General features: G+C 34.1%; 14 protein-coding genes and 1 riboswitch. Of the genes, 2 read left to right on the top strand and 12 right to left on the bottom strand.

Annotated elements, in window-relative coordinates; genetic code table 11:
• Positions 1 to 45 precede the first annotated feature (45 nt).
• The 9 genes from xylA to ACFWM3_RS06135 all read right to left on the bottom strand — a co-directional run bounded on the left by xylA (position 46) and on the right by ACFWM3_RS06135 (position 10,871).
• On the bottom strand, positions 46 to 1,380 hold the full coding sequence (xylA, locus tag ACFWM3_RS06175; RefSeq protein ID WP_390310727.1) for a xylose isomerase: 1,335 nt from the start codon (positions 1,378 to 1,380) through the stop codon (positions 46 to 48).
• A gap of 33 nt (positions 1,381 to 1,413) precedes the next feature.
• Positions 1,414 to 2,385 carry an aldose 1-epimerase gene (locus ACFWM3_RS06170; protein ID WP_056467272.1) on the bottom strand — a complete coding sequence of 324 codons (972 nt, stop codon included), beginning with the start codon at positions 2,383 to 2,385 and terminating at the stop codon, positions 1,414 to 1,416.
• A 32-nt stretch (positions 2,386 to 2,417) separates the two neighbouring features.
• The gene (locus ACFWM3_RS06165) at positions 2,418 to 3,053 is read right to left on the bottom strand and encodes a YesL family protein (RefSeq protein WP_390310724.1); all 636 of its coding nucleotides are present in this window, start codon (positions 3,051 to 3,053) and stop codon (positions 2,418 to 2,420) included.
• A 47-nt stretch (positions 3,054 to 3,100) separates the two neighbouring features.
• Positions 3,101 to 3,934 carry a carbohydrate ABC transporter permease gene (locus tag ACFWM3_RS06160; RefSeq protein ID WP_390310838.1) on the bottom strand — a complete coding sequence of 278 codons (834 nt, stop codon included), beginning with the start codon at positions 3,932 to 3,934 and terminating at the stop codon, positions 3,101 to 3,103.
• Positions 3,935 to 4,018: 84 nt separating this feature from the next.
• Positions 4,019 to 4,894: a carbohydrate ABC transporter permease gene (locus tag ACFWM3_RS06155; RefSeq protein ID WP_056467266.1), complete on the bottom strand. Its 876-nt coding sequence runs from the start codon at positions 4,892 to 4,894 to the stop codon at positions 4,019 to 4,021.
• A gap of 84 nt (positions 4,895 to 4,978) precedes the next feature.
• Entirely contained in the window at positions 4,979 to 6,286 is a 1,308-nt protein-coding gene (locus tag ACFWM3_RS06150) for an extracellular solute-binding protein (protein WP_098859893.1), read from the bottom strand.
• A gap of 94 nt (positions 6,287 to 6,380) precedes the next feature.
• Positions 6,381 to 7,175: a response regulator transcription factor gene (locus tag ACFWM3_RS06145; protein ID WP_056467259.1), complete on the bottom strand. Its 795-nt coding sequence runs from the start codon at positions 7,173 to 7,175 to the stop codon at positions 6,381 to 6,383.
• A gap of 1 nt (position 7,176) precedes the next feature.
• On the bottom strand, positions 7,177 to 8,796 hold the full coding sequence (locus ACFWM3_RS06140) for a sensor histidine kinase (RefSeq protein ID WP_390310722.1): 1,620 nt from the start codon (positions 8,794 to 8,796) through the stop codon (positions 7,177 to 7,179).
• A 392-nt stretch (positions 8,797 to 9,188) separates the two neighbouring features.
• Positions 9,189 to 10,871 (bottom strand): long-chain fatty acid--CoA ligase, encoded by a 1,683-nt coding sequence (locus ACFWM3_RS06135; RefSeq protein WP_390310721.1) that lies wholly within the window; start codon positions 10,869 to 10,871, stop codon positions 9,189 to 9,191.
• A 449-nt stretch (positions 10,872 to 11,320) separates the two neighbouring features.
• Here ACFWM3_RS06135 and ACFWM3_RS06130 point away from each other — a divergent pair, with 449 nt between their 5' ends.
• A complete protein-coding gene (locus tag ACFWM3_RS06130; RefSeq protein WP_390310720.1) occupies positions 11,321 to 12,232 on the top strand; it encodes a Gfo/Idh/MocA family protein in 912 nt (303 codons plus the stop codon).
• A gap of 54 nt (positions 12,233 to 12,286) precedes the next feature.
• Here ACFWM3_RS06130 and ACFWM3_RS06125 read toward each other — a convergent pair whose 3' ends face one another.
• Together ACFWM3_RS06125 and murQ are read right to left on the bottom strand one after the other, a co-directional pair.
• Positions 12,287 to 13,699, bottom strand: a complete 1,413-nt coding sequence (locus tag ACFWM3_RS06125; RefSeq protein WP_390310719.1) for a PTS transporter subunit EIIC — start codon at positions 13,697 to 13,699, stop codon at positions 12,287 to 12,289.
• A gap of 19 nt (positions 13,700 to 13,718) precedes the next feature.
• Positions 13,719 to 14,609, bottom strand: a complete 891-nt coding sequence (murQ, locus tag ACFWM3_RS06120; protein ID WP_056467251.1) for an N-acetylmuramic acid 6-phosphate etherase — start codon at positions 14,607 to 14,609, stop codon at positions 13,719 to 13,721.
• A 416-nt stretch (positions 14,610 to 15,025) separates the two neighbouring features.
• Between murQ and ACFWM3_RS06115 the strand changes: the two genes are divergently transcribed.
• Positions 15,026 to 16,327, top strand: a complete 1,302-nt coding sequence (locus ACFWM3_RS06115; protein WP_390310718.1) for an O-antigen ligase family protein — start codon at positions 15,026 to 15,028, stop codon at positions 16,325 to 16,327.
• A gap of 38 nt (positions 16,328 to 16,365) precedes the next feature.
• On the opposite strand, the gene ACFWM3_RS06110 is transcribed toward ACFWM3_RS06115, so the two are convergent.
• Entirely contained in the window at positions 16,366 to 17,667 is a 1,302-nt protein-coding gene (locus ACFWM3_RS06110; protein ID WP_056467248.1) for a nucleobase:cation symporter-2 family protein, read from the bottom strand.
• Positions 17,668 to 17,874: 207 nt separating this feature from the next.
• A riboswitch (purine riboswitch) is annotated at positions 17,875 to 17,978 on the bottom strand.
• Positions 17,979 to 17,993: the final 15 nt, after the last annotated feature.

Raw genomic sequence — 17,993 nt, 5'->3', positions numbered from 1 at the left:
CTGGAAATAATGAATTTCCCAGCACATTTTATGGTCAAAAGATTTTTAAACTGTTGCGAACTCAGAAATCGCTTCTAATAAATATTGGTTTAGCACTGATTTCAGACGTTCTTCACGACCAGATTTATTTTTTATATCATTTAAATTTAACGCATATGCTTCAAGTGTATGGAAACTTGCTTTATTCTCTACGATTTCTTTTCCAATACCATAAGTAAAGCTGCTATAACGATCTTCAATAAAGCTTTCAAATACTTTATCTTCAATTAGTTTATTAGCTACTAATGTGCCAATTGCAAAGCTATCCATTCCAGCTATATGTGCATGGAATAAATCTTCTACATCAAATGATCCTCTTCTTACTTTTGCATCAAAGTTCAGGCCGCCTTTTCCTAAACCGCCATTTTTTAAGATTTCATACATTGCTAATGTAGTAGAATAAAGATCTGTAGGGAACTCATCTGTATCCCAACCAATTAACTTATCACCTTGGTTTGCATCAACTGAACCAAGCATTCCGTTAATTCGAGCAACGCGTAATTCATGCTCAAATGTATGACCAGCAAGTGTTGCATGATTCGCTTCAATATTGAATTTAAACTGTTTCTCTAAACCATTAGCTTGTAAGAAAGCTAGTCCAGTTGCCACATCAAAGTCATATTGATGCTTCGTTGGTTCTTTTGGTTTTGGTTCGATTAAGAACTGACCATCGAATCCGATTTCTTTTGCATAATCTACAGCCATATGGAAGAAACGCGCAAGATTGTCTTGCTCCAGCTTCATATCTGTATTCATAAGCGTGTCATAACCTTCGCGTCCACCCCAGAATACATAGTTAATTGCACCGAGCTCTTTTGCAATTTCTAAGCCTTTTTTCACTTTTGCAGCTGAATAGGCAAATACGTCAGCGTTATTAGAAGTAGCGGCTCCATTTACATAACGAGGATGAGTAAACATATTTGCCGTATTCCAAAGCAATTTTGTTTTACTTGTTTTCATATATTCTTGTATCATTTCTACAATGACATCTAGGTTTTTATAAGTTTCGCCTAATGTATTTCCTTCAGGGGCAACATCTGAATCATGGAAACAGAAGAAAGGTACATCTAGCTTTTCATAAAACTCAAATGATGCTTCTACACGTGCTTTAGCAAGATTCATTCCCGTTAAATGGTTCCAAGGACGTTGCATTGTACCTGCTCCAAATGGATCTGAACCATCTGCAGTAAATGTATGCCAGTAAGCAACTGAAAAACGAAGTAAATCCTCCATTTTTTGACCGTTAACTATTCTTTGAGGATCATAATATTTAAATGAAAATGGATTTTTTGATTTAGGACCTTCGAATTTAATTTTGTTAATATTAGTAAAGTAACTCATGTTTAATTCCTCCTAAAATAGTAGTTTTAAATTTTATGACTTATGTGAAATAACAATCCATGTGCGCAATACTTTCATATCATCTGGCATAATTCCTTGTAAGCCAGTCAATTCACTATTTACTTCAAGATTAGGAGCGTTAGTTACCCATGTGTAGGGCTCTGGGCATAAAAAGCCGCTTCTCCCATCTTTGTTATAAACGACCCAATGCTTAAAACTTTGATCAACAGTGTAATTAATCTCAACTCCTGTTGATTTGTTCGTTATTTTTGCCGTCTGTAGACCACTGTCATTGGGAGTAGATAGAAAAACATCATCTAACTCTAGCCCGTACAAGCTCATTCCTTCACTCAATTCATACTTGTACTCAATATCTTCTAATTCCCCAGTAGGTAAAAATCGATCATTTAGTTTCCAACGTTTATCGACTGGAAGCTTGAAGATTGAAGTTTCTTCTGGGAATACGAAACTAGTATGATAGCCAAAGCCAAACGGCAAAACTTCATTACTTTTATTAATAACTTCGGCTCTTTTTGCAAATAAATTATCATTCAGAATAAAGCTCATCCTTATTACAAAATGGTGCGGGAATTGAGCCATTACATCTTCGTGCTTACTTGAATCAAACTCAGTTATAATTTTCACTGTTTGCTCATTAACTTCTACACTCGAGATATTCCACTTTCTTGTGTGAACAAAACCATGAATGTGATTCTGCTTGTCCATTTCATTAATATCAAACTGATACGTTCTTTTGCCAAATCTAAACTTACCTTGATCGATTCGATTTGGAGGGAACAGGATTGGAGTACCGTAAAGAACTGGATTATTCAAATACTCCTCATTCGTTTGAGGGACTCTTAGTAGCTCAGTATTTGATTTTTTATGAACCATGGAAATCAAGTTTGATCCCCATCCGGGAATAATGATAATCTCCAATTCACTATTACCTGCTTTTATCGCCGGTTCATCTAAAAAAGAGATTTCCTCAGCATAAGTATTCATCTATATTCCCCGTTCTGTCATAATTTCTACATTTAGACCTTGCTAATCTTTCCTTGTCTTTGATCTATTCGACTAAAGCTATACATACCACAGAACATAAAAATCCAAGCAATTGAAACAACACTAAAGAATGGAATTAGTCCTGGCTGATACAGTAACAAAAATACGATAGCGATTAGACTAACTAGCATTAGTAAAGTAATGTGAAAATGAAATACACTTAAAAAGAATGCATTTTTTAAATAGTCTTTTAGTTTAAATTCGTAATGTACATATAGCGGGAAAATATAAAGGGAAACCATTAAATAAACTGCCGCAATGATTAATAAAGGGATGATTAATATAAATTGGAACACCCCTTCGACCGTTCGAATGTAAAATACATCAAACGCTAAGAAGATTCCGCTAAGAATGAATACCAAACCAAGTTTATTGGAACTTTTAAATTCCTTCAGGAAGATCGTTAGAAATGTTCTCCAAATCGGGAGATCCGTTTCTTTTACGATCCATTTACGAACAATTGTAAAAAGGGCTACCGTAGCAGGGAAAAAACCAAATATGACTAGTCCTGCAATTGTAAAGAGGAACCATAGTAAATTGACATATGCTAATTTCATGACCCACTCACATAGTGTAAACAATTTCCCCATTGTTTTTCCGAGTAGCATTTAATCACCCTCCTTTACGAATCCATCTATAGCGTTATTTAATGCTCTTAACCTTTAACTGACCCAGAAGCAATTCCTTCTACAATTCGATTACTTAATATTAAGAAGGCAATTAGGATTGGCAGAATACTAATAACTAACGTAGCTCCGATTGCTCCCCAATCAGTCGTATACTGGCCAATAAAGTTTTGAATACCTACTGTTAGTGTTTTAAATTGATCTGAACTAATAAATGTATTAACGAAGACAAACTCATTCCAGTTGTAAATCATATTAATAATTGCTGCTGTAGCAATTACTGGTGATGTCATTGGCAAAGTAATCTTAAAAAAGATATGGTTAATTGATGCCCCGTCCATAATCGCTGCTTCTTCTACCTCTCTAGGTAGAGCTTCATAAAAACCAATTAAAATCATGATCGTAATAGGTAAGTTAAAAGCTGTGTAAGTAAGGATTACCGAGAGTGGATTATCAATCAAATTTATTTTTGTAAAAGTATTAAATAAAGGAATTAATGTTGAATGGACTGGAATCATTAAACCTACCATAAATAATCCCAATACCCATTTACTTGCTTTCCAATTCATTCTTGTAATTGCGAAGGTTACCATACTTGCTAATACAACCGTTAAAATAACGGCAGCGATCGTATAAGTTACACTGTTAAAGAAATATTGACTAATGTTTCCTTCAGTCCAAACTTTCGTATAATTCTCCCACTTTGGGCTTTCAGGTAAAGAAAAAGGTGACATATTGAAAACTTCTTGGTTATTTTTTAATGAAAAAAGAAATAGCCATATGATCGGAAATATTTGAAAAATCGCTACGATTATAAGGAAAAGATACATAAATCCGTAAGCAATTTTACTAAAAATACTAATCTTGCTACGGTCAGTTTTCTTTTCAGTTACAATAGCTTGAGATCCTGTAGCTCTTACCGTATCCACCTAAAATCCCCCTTTCATTTAGTAAATGTCATCATTTGATTCTGTAAATTTGCGAATAATCCAAGTAACTATTAAACAAATAACTAATAAGAAAAATCCAATTGCACTTGCATAACCAAAGTCAAAACCTTTAAATGCTTTCTGATACATGTAGGAAGCCATTACTTCACTTGAACCATTAGGACCTCCACCTGTCATAACATAAATTAAGTCAAAATATTTAAGTGACCCAACAACAGCAAGAACAATCGTTACTTTAACAACATTCATTATTAATGGTAATTTTATTTTTAGTGCAATTTGAATTGGTGTTGCCCCGTCAATTCTTGCAGCCTCGATTAGAGAGTCTGGAATATTTTTAAGTGCTGCATAGTAAATCAGAATATAAAAACCAGCGTACTGCCAAATAATCGGAATAATAATCGCATATAAAGCTAAGTTTGTTTCTGCTAACCAGGCTGGTGGATTATTAACTCCTAGAGAAACAAGTAAGCTATTTAGAATACCGTTAGTAGGATGATAAATTTTAAGCCAAAGCTGGGCAATTGCAACAGAAGCAAGCAGCATTGGAATAAGATATATTTTTCTAAGAAGGTCTGCACCTTTAATTTTTCCGGCAAGTATAAATGAGATAAACAAGTAACCAATTAAACTAACTGCCGAAAATACTGCTAATAAAAAGGAGTGGAAAGCACTTTTCCAAAATAGAGGATCATGTAATAAGTGGGAGTAATTCTTTAAACCTATGAATTCCTTTTCCCCAATTCCATTCCATTTCATTAAGCCAAAGTATCCAGTTTGTACGATTGGAACGTAAATCAAAGCAAGGATCAGAAAGAGAGCTGGTGTAATATACAAGGCAATTATTTTTTTATTTGACATAGCTTTATTCACTTCGATTCAACTCCTTCCCCTATATTTAAAAATCAAGGGCATATTATAATGAATCCATATGCCCTTTCTTTAGTACATCAGAATTTATTTATCTTCTGCCTTTAAAGCTTCTTCATGTTGTTTAGCAAAATCTTTTGGTTTTACTTCATTTCCAAATAAAGACTGGATTAAGTTTAAGTGAGTTTCAGCCACAGAAGCACTCATTTGAACGTCAGCAAATAATGTTAAGTTGCTAGCTTTATTTAATTCATTTAACACATCAATATATAACGGTGGTAAATTTACTTTTGAAGTATCAACCTTAGTCGCTGGGATTACACCCGCTTTTTCAACCGATTGCTCTCCCCACTTCTCTACAAAAAATTTAACAAAGTCTTTAGCTTCAGCTTTAACTTTTGAATGTTCAGCTACGAATAAACCTACTCCAGGACCACCAACCCAGCTATTAATATTTCCTTTTCCACCCTCATATGTAGGGAATTTAAAGAAACCTACATTGTCTCGGAAGTCTTTTGGAATTTCTTCATTTGTCGTAAAGTTTGGAAGCTCCCATGTTCCCATTAAGTACATAGCTGCATTTCCATTTAAGAATTCAGATTTTCCCTCATCATTTGATAACCCATTAAAGCCTTTATTAAATGCTTTTTCTTTAACTAGGTTTTGAACTTCTGATGCCGCTGAAACAAGTGCAGGATCTTCGAATGTTCCTGTACGGTTAATTGCTTTATTTAATACATCAGCTCCACCAATTCTGTCCGCTAAATACATATACCAAAGTGAACCTGTCCAACGATCTTTATTTCCTAAAGCGATTGGAGCAACTCCATTTTTAGCAAGTGTTTTAACAACATTTTGGAATTCGCTATAAGTTTGTGGTACTTGAAGATTATATTTTTCAAAAATTGCTTTATTGTAATAAATTGGAGCGATGTTTAGTTCTAGAGGTAATCCATATGTTTTACCATCGATTGCATATGCTTCTGTTGTTCCGCTTACAAAAGAATCCTTTAATCCGTTATTTAACACATCATCTAAATCAGCGAAAAGGCCACCTTTTACAAATGGTTTCATATATCCTGCTGCCCATGTAAACCCAACGTCAGGAAGTTCGTTAGAAGAAGAAAGAACTTTAATCTTATTCTTGTATTGCTCATTTTCAAGAACTTCTACTTCGATTTTTACATCCTTATGTTCAGCCTCATACTGCTTTATAATGTCAGATACAATTAAGTTTTGTTGCTTAGAACTTCCAGCTGGCCAAAGATGCATAAATTTAATTACCTTTTTGGAACCGCTTTCAGTTGACGCGTTATTAGATTTACCACAGCCAGTTAAAGCCACCATCAGTATAAGAACTAGTGCTAACATTAATGAAGATGCTTTCTTAAACATGTCAAACCCCCATTTTTTTGAATTTTTCGTTACAAGTAAATTCTAGCACTAAAAAAAAACCGCGGTAAGGTAACCACGATTGGATAAAATTCCACTATTTTTGGATTAGGGAATCATCAAGTTCTGACACTTTTCTAAATTTACTAGGGGTAATACCCTCGTAATCCTTAAAGATCTTAATGAAATATTTAGCCGTCTGATAGCCTACTTCTAGTGCAATTTCTTCAATTTGCAAATCTGTTGTCAGTAGTCGATTTTTTGCAATTTGCAACCTTTTTCTAGTCAAATACTCACTAAATGTTAACCCCACTTGCTCTTTAAATAACACACTAAAATAGCTAGCATTTAGATGTACCGCTTCCGCAACTTCTTTTAATGAAATTTGGTTGCTAATATTTTCATTAATAAAGGTCTTTGCTCCGTTAATTGAGTTAGAGCGATTAGAAACTTGATCTAGTTTTAATAATTTTTGATCAGTCACTTTTTCCATATATTCAATCCGTTCAATATTTGCTTCCTTTTCAAGCGCTTGCTCAATAGCCTCAATTAATTTTTGTTTACTTACCGGTTTTAATAAATAATTTACAACGCCTAGACGAATAGCCTCCTGGGCATATTCAAAGTCAGGATGTCCAGAAATAATAATTGAAACAAACTTATGGCCTTTATCCTTTAGGTTTTTTAAGAGCTCTAAACCATTCATTTCAGGCATACAAATATCAGTTACTAATAGATGAATTTTTGTTCTGCTCATCTGTTCAAATGTTTCTTGACCATTTGCCGCACTAAGAATTTCAAATTTACCATTTGACCATTTCTCTAATGTTTTTTTTAAACCTTGTCTAGTCGCTTGTTCATCATCAACAATTAGAATTGTTTTTGTATCCAAATTATTCCCCACCTTTGTCTGGAACTTCGAATAATACAGTTGTACCTTTGCCAATCTCACTTTCTAAACGAAGACCACTTAAGTCATATCCCTCGTAATATAATTTAATTCTTTTATTTACATTAGTAAGCGCCATACCCATCCCCTTAAAGGATGATACATTATCATTTTTAATTGCTAGATTAAGGGCATTAAGAGCTTCTCTATTAATCCCCGGTCCATTGTCCTGAACAGTCACTAATAAATTAGATGAATCATTAATCCTTTTAATCTTCACTAAAACAATCCCTTGTTCCCGACTACTTTCAATACCATGCATGATGGCGTTCTCAACTAAAGGTTGGATTAGCAATTTTGGGATTTTAATAGTTAGTAGATTTGGCTCAACAGATATCTCCCATAGTAACCTTTCTCCTAATCTCATTTTCATAATCTGTAAATAACGTTCAATTTGGTCGAGAGCCGCTTGTATAGTTACCCATTCACTACTGTTTGCATTGCCGATTGTATAGCGAAATAATCCTGACATTGCTATCACTATTTCAGCTAAATCTTCCTCACCCCTATCATCTAAAGACCAGTAAAGTGCATTTAGCGTATTATAAAGGAAGTGCGGATCAATTTGGGCTTGTAGCGCCTTCAACTCAGTTTGACTACGTAGTAATTCTTTTTCATATACGACCTGTATTAAATGATTCGTATTTTCTACCATCTGGTTATACGTTCTATTTAATTCAATAATTTCTAATGAAGCTGCGCTTTCCTTGTTAATTTTAAGCTCATCCATTTTCGCATTCTTCATTGTATTTGTAAGTTTTTTTATTGGTCTAGTAATCATTGTTGCTAGAATAATTGATGACACGACAAAAATGATAAATCCAATCGCACCAGATAAAAGAGTCGCTTTTCTTACCGGTGTTACTGCCTCATTTAAAAAGCTTGTAGGTTTTAAAATAACAAGGGTCCAGCCTGTTTTTGTAGATGGTTGTGTAACAATCATATAATGTTTTTTATTTAACTTTATCGATTCGTATCCTTCTGATAGAAACTTTTGAATATTAATGCCATAATTATCTGTTATCGGTGTTAAGTCCCTGTCAAGAAGCATCATGTAATCCTTCTCCCCAGGAGATAAATTACTTTCTTCAACCTGAAAGTAACTATTAAGAATTCTTACTACTAAATATCCTCCGTTTGAAAACCATCGATCCATTAAACTTACCCTTCTTATTGCATAAGAATAGTTACTATTTTTAGGATCTTTCCCTACCCACACTAATCTTCCTTTCTCGGCTTCTGCTTCCTTTACCCATTTCTCATCGATTACACTAGATATACTTTTTTCACCGAATGGAAAAATACGATTTCCTTCCGAAGAATATAACTCAAAAGAAGAGATTCCATTTGAGTAAGCTAAAGAGTTATTTATTACTCTAATTAATGATTGTCTTTTGGCAAAATCAACACTTTCTCCGTTTTTCAATCCTAGTAATATTTGTTGAACCGTCTCATTTGTCATTAATTGATTTGATAAAGTGTCAATTTGCTTATACAAGGTTTCCATTCTTCCATTAGCTTCTACGGCTGTTTGTTTGATTTGCTTCTCTGTTGTATCTTTCATTAAAGTTCCAACTTGGTTATATACCATAATGGATACAATGGATAAAACAATCACCATAACAATCAAGAAGACAGCCAATATCTGATTTCGTAAAGTGTTTAATTTTCTTAACTGTAATCTTATTTTTACGATTGTAATCACCTTTTCAGTAGTAAGTTAATGTAAGGGTTTTCTTTAAAATTCATCATACTATATTTAGCATTAGTCTGAATATTAAAAACAACTTTCTAGTAAGAACTACCAGATCGATTAAGGGCAATGTTTCGATAATGATAATTAGTTAAATAAAAATCAACACGAAAAAAGGGAACCTAAACATATGATGTTGAGGCTTCCCTTTTCATTTTCTTATTTACTATTCATTTACCCTTTTTAAGAATTTTTGACGTTTCTCACTCTTTAAATTGTTCAACTTTACTCCATTCTGTTTCCTGAAGAGTCCTCCATAAAATTTTTCCACTTGCAGTAGTTGGTAATTTATCAATAAATTCGACATATCTCGGATATTTGTAGTTAGCCATATGCTCTTTTGACCAATCAATAATGTCATCCTCACTTACTTTGCCTAAATAATTAGGATTTAGGATCACATATGCCTTTACTGTTTCACCCCTTTTTTCATCAGGCTTACTAACAACACAAGCTTGTTGAATGGCTGGATGTTTATATAGTAGATTTTCCACTTCGGTTGGCCACACTTTAAAACCTGACGCGTTAATCATCCTTTTAACACGATCAACGATAAAATAGTACCCTTCATCATCAAACCGCCCGATATCTCCTGTACGGAAAAATAGTTTTCCGTCTATTTCAACAAAGGCGTCATTTGTTTCTTCTGGTCGGTTAAAGTAGCCTTTAAATACTTGTGGTCCATTAACAACGATCTCACCAACCTCATTAACACCTAACTGTTTCATTGTTATTGGCTCGATAATTCTGGCATCTACATCAAATGATGGAATTCCAAGACATTGAAGTTTTGGTCGATCTGGCGGATTAAAATGTGTCTGAGCAATTGTTTCTGATAAACCATAGCCTTCTACGAACTTTAAACCTGTTAATTGGAATAGCTGCTCACCTACTGCTTCCGGAAGAGGTGCCCCACCACCTGCAATATTTACAAGAGAGTTTATATCATCTGTATTTAAAACTGGATTTGCTAAAAAGTCGATTAGCATTGTACTAATATTTACCCAATGGGTACATTGATAGTTTTCAATCAATTTGCATGCATGGTTTCGATTCCATCTCGTTAGTAATACCATACTTGAACCAGTAAGAATCGGTGTATGCATTCCATGAACCATCCCTGTTACATGGAATAGAGGTAAAGTTGAAAAGCTAACGGCATTTGCAGAAATATTCATCCAAACGGCAGATCCTACTACATTTGCTTGTACCGTTTTATGTGTGTGTATACAGCCTTTTGGTAAACCTGTTGTTCCTGAAGTATAAGGAAGAACTGCAACATCTTCTGAAGTACCTTCATATAGTGATGGGATGAACTGTGTTTGTATAGCATCTTCCCAATAAAATATATTTTCGCTTTGATAAATTTTCTTTGACTCAGTTATTTCAGCCGCTAAATCGGAAACTAAAGGAATTGATGGTAAGTATTCAGAGTAGACTGCAACTACTAAATTCTCTAATCCAGTTGTAGCTTGTAAAGGTTCAATTAGAGGGGATAGTTCTTGGCCAATGATTGCAGTTTTAACTTCACAATCATTTATGTAAAATTCAAGTTCATCAGTGGTGTTCATCGGGTTAATTGGTACTACAATTCCTCTTACTCTTAATATTGCATAAAAAGCGATGACATATTGTGGTGAGTTTTGCATATAAAGCATTACGCGTTCACCTGGGGATACTTCTAACCTGTGCTCAAGATACCCCGCTAAATGATCAACCTCTTCAAGAAGTTGCTTATACGTTTTTGAAGCGCCATAATACTCTATTGCAGTTTTATTTGGATATCTTTTTGCCGAAACGACTAAATTATCATAGATTGTTGTCTCAGGTAAAGTTAAAGATTTAGAAACCCTTTTTGGCCAATATGCAAAATGTGAAGTACTCATCGTTTTCCCCTTTCGCTTATATACCTTTTTTATATTAAGTTTTAATACTGACAGTCTTTCTTATATGTATGAAATTTTAGTCATTAACAAAAAAATTCAGGGTAATAATTCATGTATAATCACTCCATTAGAAACCGCTTACAAACTATTCGCTTTTAATAGGATTTTTTAAATTATTTGAAAGTAAATTGCAAAGTGAGGTAATTGCCAAGTTTAGTGTGGAAAGGAAAAATAGAATGGAAAATGGAATAGTAAATCATTATCAAGATCAACTTTAGACCTTATTATAATGGAAAAGCTTAAATGAATAAATAGTTTTTTGAAAATTTAAAAAACATTTTAAGTTAACTGAAATGTTTAATTCCAAAATTTTTTAAGTAAAATTACATACTATTACTTACTTTACCACTTTTCTATGTTTCAATTAATAACAAGCGAGGTGTTAGCATATGAGAATTGGAATAATCGGTTTAGGAGACATAGCTGCGAAGGCCTATCTGCCGGTTCTTTCTGAAAAAGAAAAGATTGAGTTGGTGCTATGTACAAGAAGAAATGAAACACTAGACCATTTATCAAACAAGTATCGAATCAATGAAACGGTTAATACAGTAGATGAATTGTTAGAAAAGAATATTGATGCAGCGTTTGTTAGTACAGCTACGGAAGCTCATTATATGATCACTAAAAAGTTATTATTAAATGGTATACACGTTTATATTGATAAACCTATTTCGTTGAACTTTAAAGAAACTGAACAAATTGTAAATCTAGCCAGAGAACAAGGAACAATAGCGATGGTTGGATTCAATAGACGATTTACCCCAAGAGTAAGAGAGCTTACTATGCATGAAAAGGCTAACTTAATCATCATGCAAAAAAATAGATTTAACTTTCCTGAACATACCAGAAGATTTGTTGTAGAGGATTTTATTCATGTGGTGGATACACTTAGGTATTTAATGTCCACTAATGTAGTGGATTTAAAAATCAATTTCTTGAAAAAAGATACTATGCTCGAACACCTAGTCATTCATCTTATAGGTGAAGGATGCACGGCTATCGGAATCATGAATAGAAACAATGGTGTTACGGAAGAAATGATTGAATATATGACACCGCAAAATAAATATGTCGTAAGTAGTTTAGTCGAAACAACTCATTATCATAATAAAGAAATCAATATTAAGAAATTCGGTGATTGGGAACCAACCTTATATAAACGTGGGTTTTTCCAAATAGTTGATCACTTTCTTGACTGTATAGAACAGAATAAAACCCCAGACCCTTCAATAAATGATTCCTTAATCACTCATCAAATTTGTGAAAGAATCGTTCAGTATATTGATTCAAATGAACATTAAAAAAACCCGAATAGTAGACTTTAGAGGTCTAATTATTCGGGTTATATTTGTTATTTATTCTTGTTCAGCCATTGCATCCTTTGGAGTACCGAATAAATACGTAAGAACGAAACCACCAGCATAACCAGCAAGTAATCCGATCACATATTGAAGCCACATTCCGTGCGCAATAAGTGGAACTAACGCTGCACCTGAAGGACCAATTGCAATTGCTCCAACATTACCAAACATTCCAATTACTGCCCCTCCAATACCACCACCGATACATGCAGTGATAAATGGACGACCAAGAGGTAATGTAACACCATAAATTAATGGTTCACCAATACCTAAAATACCTACTGGAAGAGCACCTTTAATCATATTTGATAATGATTTATTCTTTTTGCAACGTAACCATAATGCTAAAGCTGCTCCTACTTGTCCAGCACCCGCCATTGCAAGCATTGGTAATAATTCAGTTGCACCAGTTGTATTAATTAATTCGATATGAATTGGTGTTAATACTTGATGTAAACCTAACATTACTAATGGTAAGAATCCCATACCTAATATAAACCCTGCTAACATACCTCCTTTTGAAATAATCCAATTAATTGAGCCAATTAAGTTATCAGAAATAAATCCTGCAAATGGCATGATGAAGAAAATTGTTAGCAAACCTACTACTAATAAAGCAATCATAGGCGTAATTATAATATCTATAGAATCTGGAATAACTTTACGTAATTGTTTTTCTAAAAGTGATAATAAATAGACTGCAAGTAGTACACCAATAATACCACCTTGTCCTGGAGCTAACGGATCACCATTAAAGATATTTTTAATTGGTTGATCTGGAAGCATACCTGTTAAAAGTGTTACTCCACCAATTACTCCACCAAGGGATGGTGTCGCCCCGAATTCCTTCGCTGCGTTAATACCAACATAAATTGCTAAATAACCAAAAATCGCATTTTTTATTACATTTAAAACTGTCACATATTGTGACCAAGTTGCTGCATCTAGGTTTTGAGCAGTAATATTGTTTGACAAAATAGAAGCTATACCAGCAATTAAACCTGCACCAACAAATGCTGGAATTAGTGGAATAAAGATATTACCGACTTTTCGTAAGAAATTTTTAAAAGGTGTGTTATTTTTCTTTTTTAATTCAGCTTTAAGATCTGAACCTTTTTCATTTAAAGCCGCTGATGAAGTACCTTGTTTTCCTGATGAGCTGTTTTTTAGCTGACCAAATTGTTCTGCAACTTTAGTTACGGTACCAGGTCCTAAAATGATTTGGTAAGTTTCATCATCGACCGTTCCCAAAACCCCGCTAACTTTTTTAAGTTGTTCTTCATTGATTAAACTACGATCAGTAACGTTAACACGAAGTCGTGTCATACAGTTTGTAAATGAAGCGACGTTATCAGTACCGCCGATGGCATCAGCGATTTCAGAAGCTAATCTTTGATATTTATCCATCTTCTTCTCTCCCTAAAATTTATTTTTGTATCGCTTTTCGAACAAATCCTTCTGACTTTTTCAATTGCTCAATTGCTTGCTCATAACTAAATCCAGTAAGAATCATAACGATTGCTACTTTTGGACTTTGATTCGACTTTGTTAAATACTCTTCTGCAATTTCATACGTACATGAAGTTGCTTCCATTACAATACGCTTTGAACGCTCAACTAATTTTTCATTTGTTGATTGAACATCAACCATTAGGTTACCGTATACTTTTCCAATACCAACCATTGATGCTGTAGATAACATGTTGCACACTAACTTTTGAGACGTACCAGCCTTTAATCTAGTTGAACCAGTTAATACCTCAGGTCCATTAACAACTTCGATTGCTATTTCTGCCTCTTGGCCAATCTTTGAGCCCTTGTTACAACTAACCGCTACAGTAGCAGCACCAATTTCTTTTGCATATTTTAAACCACCAATAACATAAGGAGTGCGACCACTTGCTGCAATTCCAACTACAATATCATTTTTACTTAATTTAATTTCCTTTAAATCTTCAATTGCAAGTTCTTCGCTATCCTCAGCGCCTTCAACTGCTTTTATAAAAGCTTTTTCTCCACCTGCAATTAACCCAACTACCTCTTCTGGACTTGTCCCAAATGTAGGTGGACATTCAACTGCGTCTAAAAGTCCGATTCGGCCACTTGTGCCTGCACCTATATAAATCAGGCGACCCCCACTTTTGAAAGCCGTTACAATTTTTTCAACAGCTTTAGAAATATTAGGGATTTCATTTCGAACGGCAGCGGCAACCTTAGCATCCTCTTCGTTCATTACGGTTAAAAATTCTTCTATAGACATTTCATCTAAATTCATTGTTTTTTCATTTCTTGTTTCAGTTGTTAAATTTTCAAGCATATTTTCTTCACCTCAAGTGATTTTTTATTACTAAATTTAATTTCATACTTATTATAACTATCTTTGAAATAAAATTTCAATACTAAAAGTTCATAAGGAATAAATTTCATATTTTTAATTCAAATTTTGTTCACATAATTTCATATTCATAAAAATTACTTGCTAATAAATTTTTCTTTTAAAAGATGTATAAATCGATAAGTTTGTACCTTAATTTGTCTGGCATAAAAGTTTAGTCTCAATTTACAATTTCAAAACATAATTAATAAACTAATGTGGTATTTTAAACCTATGTACTTAAAATATGTTTGTTAATCTCATGGCAACTTAACTTAAATACAATTCATTTTATAAGTGAAAAAACAACATCCTCCATATGATTAAGGATATTTATGTCACTTAACTAGGGGTATACAATGAAAAAGTTTATACAGTTTTTTAAAAGTTTCTCGTTAGTGGAGAAAAGCGCACTTCTATGCTTTCTCTTACCTCCAGTAGGTATTTCACTGCTATTGATCATCGGGCTACGTACACTCTATACTCAATGGTTTGTTAATAAACGTTTTATTTATTCGTTTAGTTCGTACTTTTTCTTATGCCTTTTTACATCTACTATTGGTGCTGCTCTATTATTTAGAAATATATTATTTTTATTGGTCAGTATCATGATTCTTGGTTATTGGGGAATATATTGTAGGATTTTAGTAACTGAGAAAGGTCAATTATTTCAGAGATTTCGTATGATTATAATCTTTGGAGGCGTATATAGTTGTGTAATTGGATGGATATCCAAATGGTTTGTATTTCCTAAAATTGTTGGTTATTTATTAGGGACAGTGCTTTTTGGGGAAGTTGAACCTAAGAATTTTAACCGTCTAATTGGTTGTGCATATAATCCCAATTTCACTGTTTTTATTTTATTAATTGCTATTTCTTTTGTATTTGCCAGCCTACTTTCTAGTTTAGAGAGAAAACACTTTATTAACTTAGCGTGGCAGCTTCCAATCCAGCTACTACTTAGTTATGGAATTTATCTTACGGGTTCAAGAGCTGGCTTTGCGACGATGATACTAATTTATTTACTTTTTATCTTTCGACTTAATCGAATCTTTTTCTTTGTTTGTACAATCTTCGGACTACTCTTTTCGAAATGGTTGCTGTATATCATGCCTAGAGCCGATTCAGTTATTCAAGCAGGGCATAAAAGATTGGACATTTGGAAAAACGCATATACAATATGGAAAAACCACCCATTCTTTGGTGTGACACCGATTGGATTTGGTCAAGAATATGCAATACAATATGGTCACTTCATCCCCCATGCACATAATTTACTGCTGGGTATGTTTGCGGAATACGGAACATTAGGAGGATTGGCTTTTATAACACTAATTAGTATAAATATTGTAAAATGCATTCACTTATTCTTTTTTGAGCGCAGTAAAAAATGTTTTTTTAACAGTTTTTTACTCGGCCTACCAATTATTTTGTTTACAGGGGTATTTGATGAGCCCGTGTTCTCTCCGCAAATCGGTTTCCTAACAGTCATACTGCTTGGGTGTTGGGATCGATATTCGAAACGTATGCAATTTAATATCGAGATTTCAGCTATTCAAGGCAAATTTATTAGCGTTTATGGGAGTACAGCTAGGTTAGTTGTTAGTTCGTACATGATTTTGCATTATTTAAAATCGAAGTTTATTAGTAACAAGTACTAAAAAGACCCCTACGATTAATAGGGGTCTCTTTGTATAGGTTATGATATTTTTTTCGTAGCTTGTGCTTGTACTTCTACTGCCACATTTCGTTTTGTTAAGAATAAGTTTAAAATAATTGCTGTTAATGAACCTGTCACAATTCCATTTTGCATTAACATTTTTAAAAAGTCAGGTAGTTGGTCGAACATTTGTGGAAGTGTGGCTGAACCTAATCCTACTGCTATACTACAAGCTGCGATTAATAGGTTTTCTCCTTTACCTAAATCGACTTCTGAAAGAATTGATATACCGGCAGCCGCGACAGATCCGAACATAACAATCATAGCGCCTCCAAGAACGGCATTTGGAATAACAGTCGTTAAAGCTGCTAGTTTAGGTAATAATCCAAGAACAACCATAATACTCCCAGCAGCATAAATAACTTCCCTCGATTTAACTTTTGTAAGTGAGATTAAACCAACATTTTGTGAAAAAGCTGTGTAAGGAAATGCATTAAATATACCACCGAGCATAATTGCAAGACCTTCTGAACGCAATCCATTTACGATTTGATCTTGTTTAACCTTTTGGTCAGTCGCTTTTCCAACTGCGAAATAGACTCCAGTTGATTCGACCATACTAACAATACATACGATAATCATTGTGATAATAGCTGTAATACTGATTTTTGGTGCTCCAAAATAGAATGGTTGAGCGATACTAAACCACGATGCTTCTGATACGCTTGAAAAATGAACGATTCCCATTGCGTAGCCAGCAATTGTTCCAACAACCAAACCAACAAGTACAGAAACTGTACGTAAAAATCCTTTAGCCCATCTGTTAATGACTAAAATTACGATAAGTGTAAGAAGGGCAAGTAATAAATTGTGTACTTGACCAAAGTCTGGACTCCCTTGTCCTCCTGCTACATTATTCATAGCCACTGGAATTAGGGAAAGTCCAATAATCGTTACAACTGATCCTGTTACAATTGTAGGGAAAAATTTTAAAAGCTTGCCATAAAAAGGAGCAGCTAATACAACAAAGATCCCGGAAATAATTATTGCACCGTATGCTGTCGGTAAATTTGAAGAGGATGCAATTGCAATAATTGGACCTACCGCCGTAAAGGTACATCCTAAAACGACCGGCAATCTGCTACCAATGTGTTTAGTCCCCATGCTTTGCAGGATTGTTGCTATACCGCAAGTAAATAAATCTGCTGCAATCAGATAAGCGATCTGAGTTGGCGTAAGTTTAAGCGCGCCACCTATTATAAGAGGCACAACAACTGCACCTGCATACATAGCCATGACGTGTTGAAAACCTAATGTAAATGCTTTTTGTTTACTTAACAATCTGATTCTCTCCCTTGTCATTGCTGAATTTATCTATATTGATTGGCGTACAGTTATTACTCTTTATAAAACAAAAAAGGACAGATTCCACTTGAGTATGTTTCTCTCAAGTGAAACCTGTCCTTCTGGGTTTTTATCCCTAATGGTGTAGCACGGATAGTGCCCACATCGCTCGGACCAGCCATTTTACTTACAATAATGCGGAACCCTAGATGTGCTTTCACTCATAGTCGGTCGATTATATTGGTCGTCCGGTAGAAACTTATGGGCCATATCCCCATGATTATATGAGTTATTTATATATTTGTACCTTGATTATGTTACAC

The organism is Gottfriedia sp. NPDC058432 (assembly GCF_042721555.1).
Taxonomy (GTDB): domain Bacteria; phylum Bacillota; class Bacilli; order Bacillales; family Bacillaceae_G; genus Gottfriedia.
The sequence above is the reverse complement of the archived record's forward strand: the minus strand, read 5'-3'. Positions and strand labels throughout refer to the sequence as shown.

What these genes read in the sequence shown, in the direction of transcription:
- ACFWM3_RS06115 (WP_390310718.1), top strand. Translation starts at nt 15,026, where the DNA reads ATGAAAAAGTTTATACAGTTTTTTAAAAGTTTCTCGTTAGTGGAGAAA.
- ACFWM3_RS06135 (WP_390310721.1), bottom strand. Translation starts at nt 10,871, where the DNA reads ATGAGTACTTCACATTTTGCATATTGGCCAAAAAGGGTTTCTAAATCT.
- murQ (WP_056467251.1), bottom strand. Translation starts at nt 14,609, where the DNA reads ATGCTTGAAAATTTAACAACTGAAACAAGAAATGAAAAAACAATGAAT.
- ACFWM3_RS06150 (WP_098859893.1), bottom strand. Translation starts at nt 6,286, where the DNA reads ATGTTTAAGAAAGCATCTTCATTAATGTTAGCACTAGTTCTTATACTG.
- ACFWM3_RS06140 (WP_390310722.1), bottom strand. Translation starts at nt 8,796, where the DNA reads ATGAAAGATACAACAGAGAAGCAAATCAAACAAACAGCCGTAGAAGCT.
- xylA (WP_390310727.1), bottom strand. Translation starts at nt 1,380, where the DNA reads ATGAGTTACTTTACTAATATTAACAAAATTAAATTCGAAGGTCCTAAA.
- ACFWM3_RS06125 (WP_390310719.1), bottom strand. Translation starts at nt 13,699, where the DNA reads ATGGATAAATATCAAAGATTAGCTTCTGAAATCGCTGATGCCATCGGC.
- ACFWM3_RS06170 (WP_056467272.1), bottom strand. Translation starts at nt 2,385, where the DNA reads ATGAATACTTATGCTGAGGAAATCTCTTTTTTAGATGAACCGGCGATA.
- ACFWM3_RS06165 (WP_390310724.1), bottom strand. Translation starts at nt 3,053, where the DNA reads ATGCTACTCGGAAAAACAATGGGGAAATTGTTTACACTATGTGAGTGG.
- ACFWM3_RS06130 (WP_390310720.1), top strand. Translation starts at nt 11,321, where the DNA reads ATGAGAATTGGAATAATCGGTTTAGGAGACATAGCTGCGAAGGCCTAT.